At 64.4% G+C, this 14,222-nt stretch carries 13 protein-coding genes and 1 riboswitch; of the genes, 3 read left to right on the top strand and 10 right to left on the bottom strand.

The window, feature by feature from the left end; genetic code table 11:
* Nucleotides 1-9: 9 nt before the first annotated feature.
* Complete coding sequence (thiC, locus tag TMPK1_RS18350; protein WP_420244866.1) at nucleotides 10-1,833, bottom strand: phosphomethylpyrimidine synthase ThiC; 1,824 nt, start codon at nucleotides 1,831-1,833, stop codon at nucleotides 10-12.
* A 31-nt stretch (nucleotides 1,834-1,864) separates the two neighbouring features.
* Nucleotides 1,865-1,979, bottom strand: a riboswitch (TPP riboswitch).
* A gap of 210 nt (nucleotides 1,980-2,189) precedes the next feature.
* The gene (locus TMPK1_RS18345) at nucleotides 2,190-2,336 is read right to left on the bottom strand and encodes a hypothetical protein (RefSeq protein WP_420244865.1); all 147 of its coding nucleotides are present in this window, start codon (nucleotides 2,334-2,336) and stop codon (nucleotides 2,190-2,192) included.
* A 582-nt stretch (nucleotides 2,337-2,918) separates the two neighbouring features.
* Between TMPK1_RS18345 and TMPK1_RS18340 the strand changes: the two genes are divergently transcribed.
* A complete protein-coding gene (locus tag TMPK1_RS18340; protein WP_420244863.1) occupies nucleotides 2,919-3,770 on the top strand; it encodes a threonine ammonia-lyase in 852 nt (283 codons plus the stop codon).
* On the opposite strand, the gene TMPK1_RS18335 is transcribed toward TMPK1_RS18340, so the two are convergent.
* The 4 genes from TMPK1_RS18335 to fliI form a co-directional block, all read right to left on the bottom strand.
* Nucleotides 3,767-5,746 (bottom strand): ATP-binding protein, encoded by a 1,980-nt coding sequence (locus TMPK1_RS18335; protein WP_420244862.1) that lies wholly within the window; start codon nucleotides 5,744-5,746, stop codon nucleotides 3,767-3,769. The genes TMPK1_RS18340 and TMPK1_RS18335 overlap by 4 nt on opposite strands.
* 27 nt (nucleotides 5,747-5,773) lie before the next feature.
* Entirely contained in the window at nucleotides 5,774-6,499 is a 726-nt protein-coding gene (locus TMPK1_RS18330) for a response regulator (RefSeq protein ID WP_420244861.1), read from the bottom strand.
* A 114-nt stretch (nucleotides 6,500-6,613) separates the two neighbouring features.
* Complete coding sequence (locus tag TMPK1_RS18325; protein WP_420244859.1) at nucleotides 6,614-7,033, bottom strand: flagellar FliJ family protein; 420 nt, start codon at nucleotides 7,031-7,033, stop codon at nucleotides 6,614-6,616.
* 1 nt (nucleotide 7,034) lies between these two features.
* A complete protein-coding gene (gene fliI, locus TMPK1_RS18320) occupies nucleotides 7,035-8,381 on the bottom strand; it encodes a flagellar protein export ATPase FliI (RefSeq protein ID WP_420244858.1) in 1,347 nt (448 codons plus the stop codon).
* Nucleotides 8,382-8,539: 158 nt separating this feature from the next.
* Between fliI and ctrA the strand changes: the two genes are divergently transcribed.
* Nucleotides 8,540-9,265: a response regulator transcription factor CtrA gene (gene ctrA / locus TMPK1_RS18315; protein ID WP_420244857.1), complete on the top strand. Its 726-nt coding sequence runs from the start codon at nucleotides 8,540-8,542 to the stop codon at nucleotides 9,263-9,265.
* 75 nt (nucleotides 9,266-9,340) lie between these two features.
* Nucleotides 9,341-11,431 (top strand): hypothetical protein, encoded by a 2,091-nt coding sequence (locus tag TMPK1_RS18310; protein ID WP_420244856.1) that lies wholly within the window; start codon nucleotides 9,341-9,343, stop codon nucleotides 11,429-11,431.
* 7 nt (nucleotides 11,432-11,438) lie between these two features.
* On the opposite strand, the gene TMPK1_RS18305 is transcribed toward TMPK1_RS18310, so the two are convergent.
* The 4 genes from TMPK1_RS18305 to TMPK1_RS18290 are packed head-to-tail and all read right to left on the bottom strand — an operon-like array spanning nucleotide 11,439 to nucleotide 14,141.
* Nucleotides 11,439-11,771: a DHCW motif cupin fold protein gene (locus TMPK1_RS18305; RefSeq protein ID WP_420244854.1), complete on the bottom strand. Its 333-nt coding sequence runs from the start codon at nucleotides 11,769-11,771 to the stop codon at nucleotides 11,439-11,441.
* 33 nt (nucleotides 11,772-11,804) lie between these two features.
* The gene (locus TMPK1_RS18300) at nucleotides 11,805-12,641 is read right to left on the bottom strand and encodes a CheR family methyltransferase (RefSeq protein WP_420244853.1); all 837 of its coding nucleotides are present in this window, start codon (nucleotides 12,639-12,641) and stop codon (nucleotides 11,805-11,807) included.
* A 4-nt stretch (nucleotides 12,642-12,645) separates the two neighbouring features.
* Nucleotides 12,646-13,731 carry a protein-glutamate methylesterase/protein-glutamine glutaminase gene (locus TMPK1_RS18295; RefSeq protein ID WP_420244852.1) on the bottom strand — a complete coding sequence of 362 codons (1,086 nt, stop codon included), beginning with the start codon at nucleotides 13,729-13,731 and terminating at the stop codon, nucleotides 12,646-12,648.
* 44 nt (nucleotides 13,732-13,775) lie between these two features.
* Entirely contained in the window at nucleotides 13,776-14,141 is a 366-nt protein-coding gene (locus TMPK1_RS18290) for a response regulator (protein ID WP_420244850.1), read from the bottom strand.
* Nucleotides 14,142-14,222: the final 81 nt, after the last annotated feature.

Below are 14,222 nucleotides of genomic sequence, written 5' to 3'. Positions count from 1 at the left end.
CCACGCGCCTTACTCGGCGGCTTCTTCGATCGCGGGCAGGTAGATTTCCGCCCCTTGCGCCAAGAACTCGTTGCTCTTCGCCGCCATGCCCTGCTCGGCTGCGTAGTCGCGCACTTCCTGCGTGATCTTCATCGAGCAGAATTTCGGCCCGCACATCGAGCAGAAATGCGCCACCTTGGCGCCTTCGGCCGGCAAGGTCTGATCGTGGAATTTTTCCGCCGTTTCCGGATCGAGCGACAGGTTGAACTGGTCGCGCCAACGGAATTCAAACCGCGCACGGCTCAGCGCATCGTCGCGCACCTGCGCTGCAGGATGGCCCTTCGCCAAATCGGCAGCGTGCGCCGCCAGTTTGTAGGTGATCACGCCGACTTTGACGTCGTCGCGATCGGGCAATCCCAGATGTTCCTTCGGCGTCACGTAGCAAAGCATCGCCGTGCCGAACCAACCGATCATCGCAGCGCCAATGCCCGACGTGATGTGGTCGTAGCCGGGTGCGATGTCGGTCACGAGCGGCCCAAGCGTATAGAACGGCGCTTCGCCGCACAGCTTCAGCTGCTTTTCCATATTCACTTTGATCTTGTGCATCGGCACATGGCCGGGGCCTTCGATCATCACCTGGCAATCCTGATCCCAGGCGACTTTGGTGAGTTCGCCCAGCGTCTCCAATTCGGCGAACTGCGCACGGTCGTTGGCGTCGGCGATCGAACCCGGACGCAGACCGTCACCAAGTGAGAACGACACGTCGTAGGCGCGCAGGATTTCGCAGATCTCGGCGAAGCGCGTGTAGAGGAAGCTTTCCTGGTGATGCGCCAGGCACCACTTCGCCATGATCGAGCCGCCGCGCGACACGATGCCGGTGACGCGGTTTGCCGTCAGCGGCACATAGGCCAAACGCACGCCGGCATGGATGGTGAAGTAGTCGACGCCCTGCTCGCATTGTTCGATCAGCGTGTCGCGATAAATTTCCCAGGTCAGGTCTTCGGCCTTACCGTTGACCTTCTCCAGCGCCTGGTAGATCGGCACGGTGCCGATCGGAACCGGGCTGTTGCGCAGGATCCATTCGCGCGTCGTGTGAATGTCCTTGCCGGTCGACAAGTCCATCACCGTGTCGGCGCCCCAACGGATCGACCACACCATCTTCTCGACTTCTTCTTCGATCGAAGACGCGACCGCCGAGTTGCCGATATTGGCGTTGATCTTGACCAGGAAGTTCCGGCCGATCGCCATCGGCTCGAGTTCCGGGTGATTGATGTTGGCCGGAATGATGGCGCGGCCGCGCGCAACTTCTTCGCGCACGAATTCCGGCGTCACGAAATCGGGAATCGATGCGCCGAAATCTTCGCCGTCGCGCTGCAGCTTTTCCTTCAGCGCAGCACGGCCGAGATTTTCGCGGATCGCGACGAATTCCATTTCCGGCGTGATGATGCCGCGACGCGCATAGGCCAGCTGCGTCACCGCAGCGCCGCTCTTGGCGCGCTTGGGTTTGAAGCCGGTGAGATCGAAGCGCGGCAGCTGTTCGCTGGTTGATTTGCGGCCGTCATCTTCGGGGCGCACGTGGCGCCCTTCGTACGTCTCGACGTCGCCGCGCGCATCGATCCAGCCGGCGCGCAACTTCGCCAGGCCTTTGCGCACGTCGATCTTCACGTTGGCGTCGCTATAGGGACCCGACGGGTCGTAGACGCGCACGGGCGGCTCGCCGCCGCCGACCGTGATCTCGCGCATCGGCACGCGCAGGTCAGGATGCTGCGCGCCAGCGACATAGATCTTGCGCGACGCGGGCAGCGGGCCGGTCGAGACTGTGAACTGGGCTTGGGTAGGAAGACCGTCGGGCATCATCGTCTCCAATGGCGGGAGACGGGTGGCGAGAACTCGCCGCATTCCGTCCCTACGCCGGTATCATCCGGATCAGGTTCGAAGGGTTCCTGCGCGTCGCAGATCTCAGCCCCCTTTGCGTTCGGGAGGCACCCCTGGAAGACGGACAAGTTCGTCCTGCCGGCCCGCCGGGTCAAGCGGCGGTCGGGCGGTCAAAATGCAGAAAATCGGGTGGCGGGTTGGAGTGGCTGGCTGCCACGGGCGCCCCGGCTGGCGCCTGGATGCCGGATCCGCCCAGCTGGGGCGGATCCACGGCATCAGGGATCTGCGGACTTGGATCCCCGCCTTCGCGGGGATGACCTGATCCGCTTCGCGGCTCAGGTCAGCTCAATCACTTCGACGACCGGAATTTTCGTGTGGGCCACGTGCACATTGTGGGCGTGGTTGGCACCAACCGCGACCAGCACGGCCACCGTCAGCAGCGCGATCAGATTGCGTTTGCCGTTGTAGAGGAAATTGTCCACGTGCCTGCTCCTATGTCTGGCGCGACCCGGCATGTCGGCGTCGCGATGGGAGCGTTCTAGGCCGGCTCTGTCACAGAGGTTCGACGGGAAACCCGTGAATGGCGAGCCACGGTGACGGGGCGTGGAGCGCGTCACCGAGCGTCACCAAGCAGCGCCTTCTCCGCGGGAATGCGCCATGCGCGCGCCAAGCTTGACAGATACCGCACTGCACAGACACGCTGCGCCCATGCTTCGGGTCACCCACCAGGAACGAATTATCCGGCGAATTCTCTAGCGGACGCGTTGCGCGTCCGCCCTCGTGCTGTCGCGCTTGGTCCATTGCTGCTGGAAATCTTCCCGTGTCCCGCCTCCCTTCTTCTGCTGCTGTCGCGATCTCAAACGAAGCCCTCGGTGCGCCCGCGCTGCGCATCGGCCTGCTGATTGGCGAGCGAATTCGCCGCCCGGTCTGACCTAAGACCGGGCCCGCGCCTTTTCCGCTCTTCCCCGTTTTCGTTCGAGGTCATTCCCATGTTTGCTGCTGCCCGCGCGGAGTCCGTCCGCGAAACCCAATCCGACTCGTGTCCCGTCTTTGCCCCCGACGCGGTGGTTCGCGCCGCCCAACGTCTGCAAGGGCGCGTCGCCCGAACGCGCACCGTCACCGACGGACCGTTCCTGCGCTTCAAGCTGGAAACCGAACAGCCGACCGGCGCTTTCAAAGAACGCGGCGCGCTGAACGCCTTGCTGGCCCTGCCCGCCGCAGCCCGCGCAGCCGGCGTCGTCACCGTATCCGCCGGCAATCACGGCGCCGCGATTGCGCGGCATGCGACTGCGTTGGGCCTGCGCGCGGTGGTCGTGCTTCCGGCCAATGCCGCGCGCAACAAAGTCGAGCGCGTGCGGTCGATGGGGGCCGACGTCGTCGAGTTTGGCGACGACCTGATCGAAGCGCGCAAACATGCGCTCGACCTTGCTGCCAAACATCGCCTCACCTTCGTGCATCCGTACGACGACGCCGATGTGATCGCGGGCCAGGGCACGGTCGCGATGGAATTGCTGGCTGCTGCACCGACCGTGCGCCGTCTGATCGTGCCGGTGGGCGGCGGTGGTTTGCTGGCGGGCACGTTGCTGGCAGTCGCAGCGCGAGCGCCGAACGTCGAAGTGATCGGCGTCGCGCTGGCCGGACGCGGCGCCAACGGCCCGACACGCGCCGACGGCATCGCCGTGCGCGCGCTGGGCAAGCTGCCCCAGCTTGTGGTCGATCGTTGCAACCCGCGCATCGTGGAGGTCGACGAAGACGCAATCCTGGACGCGATGCACGCGCTGCGTGACCGGCTGGGCGTGCGCGCCGAAGGTGCGGGTGCTGCGTCCTACGCCGCGATCCGCGCCGGGCTGGTGAAGCTGGATTGCCCGACTGGCCTCGTGGTCAGCGGCGGCAATGTCGACGCGAGCGCGTTCTAACGGGGCAGCAGAAGACGCGCGACGAGGCCGTGCGGTTCTTTGTTGGCGAGCACCAGGTCGCCGCCATGGCCGCGAGCGATCGAACGCGCAATCGACAGACCTAGGCCGACGCCGCCGGTCGCACGGTTGCGCGATTCTTCCAGCCGTACGAACGGCGCGAAGACGCGTTCGAGATCTTCGGGCGGAATGCCGGGACCGTCATCTTCGACGCGCACTTCGATCTGCTCGTCGTCGGCGGTCAGAGTCACGATTGCGCGCGAGCCGTAGGTCGCTGCGTTCTGCACCAGATTGCAGACGACGCGCTTGACCGCTTGCGGACGGCAATCGGTCATCAGTTCGGCGGGCACGTTGACGGTGACGTCTTTGCCGGTCTCGCGCATCTCGTCGCCGATATGGCGCAGCATATCGGCAAGATCGGTCGGCTGGCGCGGCTCCTGGTTGGCGTCGTCGCGCGCGAAGCTCATCGTCGCAGCGATCATCGCTTCCATTTCGTCAAGATCGGCCAGCAGCTTCTTCTGCTGCACCTCGTCTTCGACAAACTCGGCGCGCAGCTTGGCGCGCGTGATCGGCGTGCGCAGATCGTGGCTGATCGCCGCCAGCATGGTCGTGCGGTCGCGCACGAAACGGCGCAGACGATCGGCCATCTGGTTGAACGCATGCGCGGCCTGGCGCACTTCGCTCGGCCCGCGTTCGGGCACCGGCGGCGCGTCGATTTCGCGACCCAGCCGTTCGGCTGCGTTCGAGAACAAGGTCAGCGGTCGCGTCAGACGCTGAATCGACCAGGCGGCGATCGCGGTGATGGCAAGACCGATCCCGATCAGGAACAGCGCCAGATTGGCGGTCTCACCGGCGGGATCAGCGGTCGCGTTGATCGTGACGGTCAGCGCGTTGCCGCCTGACAGCGGCAAATGCACCTTCACCGCTTCGATATTGTGATCGAACAGATCAGCCAGCATCGGCCGCGGCGCGCGCGGCTGCGGCTGCGCCAGCGGTTCGGCGGTCGCGACCGGCGCCGGTGCAGGCGCGGGTGACACCGGCGCTGGTGCTGGCGTCGCCATCGGTGCCGGTGGCACCGGCGGCGACGGCGGCGCAACGTTCGGCACGACCTGCGGCACCTGCGGCTGCGTGCGCACTGTCGACGGGCCGAAGAACGGCGCGATCATGCGCTTGCTTTCGACCACGACGCCGGGATTTGGAACCTGTACTTGCGGCTGCGGAATTTGCGGCGCGTTCAGCATCACGTCTTCGACCGGATCGCCATAGGCGCTGCCCGCAACGCCGCGGCGTAGCTGATCCGACAGGCGCCGCATCTGTTCGCGCGCACGCGTCACATCTTCGCGCGCACGTCGCGCCGCGTCGGCTGCGATGCGCGCCGCTTCACGCTGCGTGACTGCGTCATCGAGCGCGTCAGCCGCGTCCTCTTCGCGATCGTTCTTGTCGTTCTTGCCTTGCGCTTTGCGCATGCGGCGCTCGGCGTCCATATGCGCCTTTTGCGCCTCGCGCGCGGCGCGGCGCACTTCCTGTTCGGCTTCGCGCGCGCGGTCGAGCGCCTCTTGATGTACTTCCAGCACTTGTTCCAGCTGGTCGCGAATGGCGCGTTCGCGGTCGCGGTTGAGACGCCGCGAGCTTTGCACGACGTCTTCGAGCTTTTGCTTCAAATCCGCTTTGCGTTCGTCATCCGGCTCGCGCTCGCCGGGTCCCGGCGGCGCAAGCGACAGGCGAAAGCCGGGTTCTTCGATCAGCGCCAGCACCTGCGGCCGTGCATCTTCGGGCAACGCACGCACGATCTTGTCGATCGTCTCGACGCGTGCGGCGACGTTCTGGAACTGAATCCGGCGTAGCACGTCGGCCAGTTTGATCTGGAACGCCAGGATCGAAATGATCTGCGTGAAGGTCAGACCGACAACGAGCGCCAGCAGAACCCAGCCGGCGGTCGAGCGCGGCAGGATGCGAAGGCGTGGAAGCTTGAACTGCACGATGAACCTGTTCTTCGCGGTGCTGCTTTACGCCGCGCCGACTGACTCCACTTTCGCAGCGAAGACATAGCCGCCGGCACGCACCGTCTTGATCAAGGTCGGATTGCCGGGATCGGGTTCGATCTTTTTGCGCAGGCGCGACACCTGCGCGTCGATGGCGCGGTCGAACAGGATCGGATCGCGGCCGCGCGTAATGTCGAGCAGCTGGTCGCGCGTCAACACGCGCTGCGGACGTTGCACGAACGCTTTGAGCAATTCGAACTCGCCGCCGGTGAGGTCGATGTCGGCACCGGCCGGCGATGTCAGTGCACGCGTGCCGAGGTCGAGCGTCCAACCTTCGAACGTCACCAGCTCGGTCGGCGGCAGGTCGCCGGCGCCGTCGGTCGCGCGACGCAGCACGGCGCGGATGCGCGCCAGCAATTCGCGCGGGCTGAACGGTTTCGGCAGATAGTCGTCGGCACCGATTTCCAGACCGACGATGCGGTCGGTTTCTTCACCGCGCGCGGTGACCATGATCACCGGCAATTTCGATTTAGCGCGCAGGTCGCGGCACAGCGACAGGCCGTCTTCGCCCGGCATCATGAGATCCAGCACGACCAGGTCGAACTTGTAGTCCGCCATCGCCTGGCGCGCTGCCTTGGCGTCGCGTGCGGTCATGACCCGGTACGAATTGCGCTTCAAGAAACCCGAGACGAGGTCGCGGATCTCGCCGTCGTCGTCGACGACCAGGATGTGGGGGGCCGGTTGCTCCATAGGCGCTCCTGTAACACGCGGAGGGATCGGCTGAACCGTAGCTTGGTGACGAAGCTTGATCGAGCCCAGCTCCTGTCGCGGGCCCTTTCCAACTGGCCCCCGATAAAACTGATGCTAGACGCCGGTTTTGCGCTGAAACCGTTCGATCGCGATGTCGTCCAAGGTCTGCGTCTCGCGGCGGCGCACTTTGGCCCGGGCGCGCTTCTCACGCTCGGCCTGGGTGATTTCGAACTTTTTCAGCTCGCCCATCGCTTCGCGCACCTGGTCGGTCGCGGCTTCGATCTGGCCTTCGACCTGCACGATCGAGTCGCCCAGACGCTTGCGCCGCGCGATCGCGGCTTGCGCGAATTTCCCGTATGCGAGCTGGCCTTCGAGGCTGGCCTGCGCGTGCGCCTGTTCGACCAGCACCTGTGCGTCGAGCCGGTCGCGTTCGGCCAACAGTTCGGACAGCAGCGCGTTGAGATCAGCCAGCACGCGACGTTTTTCGTCGAGCTGGAATTTCTTGAGCCGGATGACGCCGCTGAGGTCGGCCATGTTATCCGGCCTCCGGCGGCCACTGCACGCCGAGCGCGGCTGCGAGCATCGCGTAGCCTTCGGCCAAGGTCGCGCCCTTGTTGCGATCCTGGCTCAACATTTCTTCGATCGCCGGATAGAGGCGGATCGCTTCGTCGACTTTTGGATCGCTGCCGGTGCGATACGCGCCGAGCCGGATCAACTCGGCCATGTCTTCGTAGGTCGAGATCACCTGCCGCGCCAATTTCAGCAGCGCGTTCTCGGCGTCGCTGTTGCACATCGGCAGGGCACGGCTGACGCTTTTCAGCACGTTGATCGACGGGTAGCGGCCGCGCTCGGCAATCTGGCGTTCGAGCACGAGATGCCCGTCGAGAATGCCGCGCGCCGCGTCGGCGATCGGTTCGTTGTGATCGTCGCCTTCGACCAGCACGGCGAACAGGCCGGTGATGCTGCCGGCACCGTGCACGCCGGGGCCGGCGCGTTCGAGCAGGCGCGGCAATTCGACGAAGGTGGTCGGCGGATAGCCTTTGCTGGTCGGCGGTTCGCCCGCCGACAGGCCGATCTCGCGCTGCGCCATCGCAAAGCGCGTCACCGAATCCATCAGCAGCAAAACGTCGCGACCTTCGTCGCGAAAACTTTCGGCGATCGACATCGTCATGTGCGCCGCTTGGCGCCGCATCAACGGGCTTTCGTCACCGGTTGCGACGACGACGACCGAACGCGCCAGACCTTCGGGGCCGAGATCGTCTTCGAGAAATTCCTGCACTTCACGACCACGTTCGCCGACCAGACCGATCACGGTCACGTCGGCCGCGGTGAAGCGCGCCATCATCGACATCATCACGGACTTGCCGACGCCCGAACCGGCGAAGATGCCGAGGCGCTGGCCCATACAGACCGTGTCGAACGTGTTCAGCGCGCGCACGCCGAGATCGAGCTTGCCGCCCATCCGCTTGCGCTGATGCGCCGGCGGCGGGGTGTTGCGCAGCGGGACCGGGATGCCGCCCATCGGCAGCGGGCCCTTGCCGTCGATCGGCTCGCCCAGCGCATTGACCACCCGGCCGAGCCAGCCCGCATTGGGCGACACGGTCGGCTGGGAGGCGGCGATTTCGGCGACGCAGCCGAGGCCGATCCCGTCCAGCCGACCAAAGGGTAGAAGCAGCGAGCGGCCTTCACGGAAGCCAACGACTTCGCAGGGGACCCGGCGGCCCACGGTGGGGACCAGGTCGAGCCGGCTGCCGATCGTCAGCTTGCGTTCGACCCCGCCAACCTCAACCAGCATGCCCAAAATTGCGGTAACCCGACCGAAATGACGGTCGTCCGGCAGGTCCTGGATTCGGTCGATGATGCTAGCGGCGAGGGATCGCATGAGCGGCCTGATGACGCCCCGGACTCGGTTAAGACCGGATGAAAATGACGGCGGCAGCCCGCGAAAAGCCCTTTTGACATCGAGCAAGATCGAGGCTGGCGTTAACGAACGGAAAGGTTAATATCCCCCTCTAGGCAGAGGGCAAAGGGACAGCCGCCATGCGCGTACTTTTGGTGGAAGACGACAGCTCGACCGCGAAGTCGATCGAGCTGATGCTCAAGACCGAAGGCTTCGTGGTCGACGTGACCGATCTCGGCGAGGACGGCCTCGAGATCGGGAAACTGTACGACTACGACATCATCATCCTCGACCTGATGCTGCCGGACATCGACGGTTATGAAGTGCTGCGGCGCTTCCGCTCGTCGCGGGTGCAGACGCCGATTTTGATTTTGTCGGGCCTCACCGAACTCGACGCCAAGATCAAAGGCCTCGGTTTCGGCGCCGACGATTATCTGACCAAGCCGTTCGACAAGCGCGAGCTGATCGCCCGCATCCAGGCGATCGTCCGCCGCTCGAAGGGCCACAGCCAGTCGGTGATCAAGACCGGCAAGCTGACGGTCAATCTCGACAGCCGCATGGTCGAAGTCGAAAGCCAGCCACTGCATCTGACGGGCAAGGAATACGGCATCCTTGAACTGCTCAGCCTGCGGAAGGGCACCACGCTGACCAAAGAGATGTTCCTGAACCATCTCTATGGCGGCATCGACGAGCCCGAGCTGAAGATCATCGACGTTTTCATCTGCAAACTGCGCAAGAAGCTGTCGACCGCAACCCGCGGCGAGAATTACATCGAAACGGTCTGGGGCCGCGGCTACGTGCTGCGCGATCCAGCCGGCGAAGGCATCGAGCCGGCGTCGGAAGCCGAACAGGCAGCGACCGCCTGATCTTCGACCCAGACCAACAGATAAAACCGGCGTGGCCTGTAGGCACGCCGGTTTTCTTTTTGTAGGCAGGCGGTCGTGAACCGGCCCCGCCTTCTCGACCTTCTGTTGCTGACTGCGCTCATCGCGCTGTTCGTCGCGCCGTTGTGGGAGCTTCGCTTCCTGACCGGCGACGATGCGATTCATGCCTTTGCGCACATGAACGGGTCGATGGACGACAAGGCGGCGGAATTCGCCGTCGGCAACGGACGGATCTGGCTGCACCCCTTCATGCGCCTGTTCGGCGCCATCACCGCGATCCAAAACAGCGCGCTGCTGGGGCTGCTGAATTGGGGCGTGTTCGCGCTCGCCTTTACCCTGCCCGCCTTTGCCTTGGCGCCGTTGATCGGCAGCGCCGCGTCGCTGCTTTGGTGCAGCGTCGCAATCGGTTGGCTTATTCTGGCGCCGCATGCGCCGCCGCCATCCTGGCCGGCGGCGATGCTGTATCCGTTTCTGCTCTTCGCCGGCGTCGTCGCCGCGTCGCGCCGTTACGTGCAGCGTGGTGGTGTTGCTTGGTCGGCGACGGCGGCGTTGCTCTTCGCGCTGGCCATGCCGGTGTACGAATCGATCCTGCTGGTCGGGCTGATCTATGTCGCGGTCGCGTTGCTGCTGCTGGCACAAGATCCGACGACCCGACGACGCGCGCTGCGCATCACCTTGCTGTTGGGCGCGATCCTGACTCTCTACGCCGCGATCTATGTCGGTTGGCGTCTGACCAGCGAGATTCGCTACCAGGGCATGATGCCCGGCGCACTGACATGGCCCGCGATCGGCCGTGTATTCGAACAATTCGCCGGTAGCGCGATCTGGTTCGTGCGCTGGCTGGATCCACGTGTCTGGTTGTTCTTCGACGCCGGCACCGGCGAAGCGATGCGCTTTCACGACGTGGTGCGACCTCGCGCCTTGTTGCACCTGTCGGCGGGGGCCTGGGTTGGCGCCGGCATCGCCGCGCTGCTGGCATTGCGAGCGGCCCGTGCGCTGCGCCTATCGTGGCGCGGGCTTCTTCTGTTCGCCGTCGCGGGCATTGCGATGGGCGTTGTCGCGATCGCGCTGCAGTCGATTACCGATCAATGGCAACGCTGGACCGCAGGCACGTTTCAAAGCTGGCTGCCGACGCGCTTTGCGTGGTTCGGCATCGCGACCTTGTTTGCCGCCCTTCTTGCCGGCGTCGCGCGTCTGCCGCGCATCGGCGCCGTGTTGGTCGCGATTGCGGTGTTCGGTGGCGCGCTTGGCGCTGCTGCGATCAACCAGCCGATCGCGCGCTCGATGCGAATCCAAAGCGCGAAGTTCCACGGCTTCGACGCGGCGCTGCGCTGCGACCAGACCCGCGCGCTATTGGACGGGCGGACCTTGTTGGCGCCGCGCTTGTTTGATTGGGTCGACTTCGCCGAGACCCAGGATCGCCGCTTCTTTGATTTGTGGGCGCAGCGTCGTGGCGTTGCGCTGCGCGTACTGCCGGCGATGGATGCGCCGGGCAAATATGCGCAGCTCGACATACGGCTGGACGAAGATGGCGCGCTGCTTGCGGTGCTGGTCGCCGATGGCGACAAAGCCGGCATGCTGGTGCGCCGAACCTTCGAAGGCTTTCTCGGCTGGCGTGATGAAAGCGGCGTGCAGCAGCGGCCGCTCGATACCTCGACGCAAGGCTGCGGCGACCGCGCCTTCACCTTTACGCCGCTTGATCGCAACGCGCTCCTCGACACGGTGCAACTGTCGCCGCTGGGACTGCGGCCGCATTTCCCGATCGCACCGGTGCACCAGATCATCTGGCTCGACCGTCCGACGCCGTATCTGGGTCGCGGCTGGGGCACGCGCGACGGCAACGGCACCTGGATGAAAGACGCGTTCGGCACCTTGTGGATCGAGCCGCAACGCCGCGTCGACAACGGTCTGCGCGCGACCTTGATGATGATGGGCACGGCGCGCGTGCAGATCCGGGCGAACGGAACGCAAGTCGCCGAAGCGCAGCTCACAAAAGAAGAGCGGCAGGTCAAATTCGACCTGCCGCCCGATATCGTTGCGCAAGGCGCGATCCGGCTCGACATCATGCCGGTCGAACCGGCGGTGTATGACGAGGCGCAGACCGGTACCGGCTTGCGCTGGATGTTGCTGGAAACCGTGCCGCGCTAGCGCGCAGTCAATCGACGATAAACAACTTCGCGCCCGTCTTGGTGGACGAACGATGTGCGGGATCGCCGAAATCGGACACTTGATAGCTCATGCCTGCCGTCAGCGTTGACGTGCGGCCGTCGCGCAGCTCGGACACGATCTCGCCTTCCAGCACCAACAAGACGTGACCGCGATCGCACCAATGATCGGCAAGATAGCCGGGCGAGTACTCGACCATGCGTACGCGCAGATCGCCGACTTGATGCGTGCGCCAATAGGCCATGCCAGTCTCGCCGGCATGTTCGGTGACGGGCACGTTGGCCCAGTCGATCGTCGTGAAAGCTTGCGTCGGAAGTTTCATGACCGACTGTCTAGCGCCGACAGGCTGTAAAAATCAGACCGCTTTTTGCAATGCTGGTGCGGTCGAAAGCTCATACAGGCCGCGCTGCCCTTCCATCGGCCGGAATCGGTCGGTGACGCCAAGCACGGTTTCGGCGCCGCCCAACAACAGCACGCCGTCATTCGGCATCTGCTTGGAAATCGCCTCGAGCACTTTCGCTTTGGTCGGCTGATCGAAATAGATCAGCACGTTGCGGCAGAAGACGATGTCGAACTGACCGAGATCACCGAACGGCTGCAGCAAGTTGAGACGGCGATACTGCACCATCTTCTTGATGTCGTCCGAGATGCGCCACTTGTCGCCTTCTTGCTTGAAGTACTTCACCAGCAAGGTGATCGGCAGGCCGCGCTGCACTTCAAACTGCGTGTAGAGGCCTTCTTTGGCGCGATCGAGAATCGGGTTCGAAAGATCGGTGCCGATAATGTCGATCTTCCAGCCGGCGAGTTTCGCCGCCTGTTCTTTCAAGATCATCGAGATCGAATACGGCTCCTGCCCCGACGAAGCGGCGGCGCACCAGATGCGCAGCTGCTTGCGGGCGCCGCGCGCTTCCAGCATGCGCGGCAGCAACACGTCGCGCAGTTGATCGAACGGTTTGGAATCACGGAAGAACGACGACTCGTTGGTCGTCATCGCTTCGGTGATGTCGCGCAGCAACGTGTCGTCCGGACGCGAGCGCACCTTATCGGCGAGCGCTTCCATCGTCGGGATCTGGTGCTTGCGCGCCACCGGCATCAGGCGCGATTCGAGCAGGTAGGCTTTGTCCGGCGTCAGAACGAGGCCGGAATTCAGCTTCAGCAGGTTCGACAGAAGTTCGAAATCGGCTGGCCGCATCGCGTTACGCCGCCCGCGCGGTTGCAAGCGCCTTGAGGCGCGGGCCAATTTCCGTCAGCGGCAACACGGCGCTGCAAAGACCTGCCGTCGCGACCGCGCCCGGCATGCCCCACACGACGCTGGTCGCTTCGTCTTGCGCCAACACTGCGCCGCCGCTTTCGACGACTTTGCCGCAACCTTTGAGTCCGTCCGAACCCATGCCGGTCAGGATCAAGGTCAAGACCCGCGGACCGAACGCCGCCACCACCGACCGCAACATCGGATCGACGGCCGGGCGGCAGAAATTCTCGGGCGGGTTCTTGTCGATATGCAACGTGCCGCCGTCGGACGACACGGTCATGTGAAAGTCCCCCGGTGCGACATGCACGCGCCCGCGCTGCAGCGGCGTGCCGTCCTGCACTTCAATCGTCGGAATGCCGCACTGGCGCTGAATGTGATCGGCCAGAATCGTCGTGAAGGTCGGCGGCATATGCTGCGTCAGCATGATCGGCGGACAATCGGTCCCGGCGAGATGCTTCAACACTTCAAACAAAGCCTGCGGACCGCCGGTCGAGCTGCCGATCGCAATGATCTTCGGCGCCATGACCGGCATCGGACGCGCCGGCGGCAATGCGCGCGGCAACGTCGACACCGGACGCATCGGCACCGTCGACGGGGTGCCGCGTGCAGCAACGGTACGAGCGCGTGAACCGCCGCGTTGCGCAGCCTGGCCCAGCGAACGCACCTTCTCAACCAGCATGCGATTGAAGTCGGCCGCGCCCAGCATATCACGCGTCGCAGTCGGTTTCGGCAGACAGTCGGCGGCGCCGGCCTGCATCGCCTTCATCGACGTCTCGGCGTTCTTCACCGTCAACGTTGACGACATGACGATCTTCACCAGCGGCGCCACCTTCAGCAGGTGCGGGATCGCGGTGAGGCCGTCCATGTTCGGCATTTCAACGTCGAGCACGATCACATCGACGACGGTACGTTCGAGCTGTGCCACCGCCATACGCCCGTCGGGCACGCTGGCCACGACTTCGATGTCGGGTTCAGCTTCAAGCGCGCGCGTCGTCAATCCACGAATGACTGCAGAGTCATCCGCGATCATGACGCGGATTTTGCCATTATCTGGCTGGGGAGCTGTCACGACGCTCACACCAGGCCGATCTGCGCAAACTTGGCCTGCACGATGTCGTGATCGAAGGGCTTCATGATGTACTCGTCTGCGCCGGCGCCGAGCGCTTCGACGATGTGCTTCATATCGTTATTGGTGGTGCACAGCACGACCTTCGGCTTGTCGCCGCCGGGCATGGCGCGCAAGCCTTTCAGGAAATCGATGCCGCTCATCACCGGCATGTTCCAGTCGAGCAGAACCGCGTCGGGCATCCGCGCTTTGCAGGCGTCGAGCGCAATCAGACCGTTTTCGGCCTCACTGCAATCAAAGGACATCTGCTCAAGAATGCGGCGCGCAACTTTGCGGATAACGCCGGAATCATCCACGACCAGGCACGTCTTCATGTCGGTGCTCTCATGATCCCCACGGGTCAGCTGTAATCGGGCCGGATCCGGAGGTCCGCGTCAATCGGGGCGTTGGGACGA

The sequence above is a fragment of the Roseiterribacter gracilis genome (assembly GCA_018332375.1).
Classification (GTDB): domain Bacteria; phylum Pseudomonadota; class Alphaproteobacteria; order BOG-932; family Roseiterribacteraceae; genus Roseiterribacter; species Roseiterribacter gracilis.
Note: the sequence above shows the minus strand (reverse complement) of the source record. Positions and strands in the feature narration are given on the sequence as shown.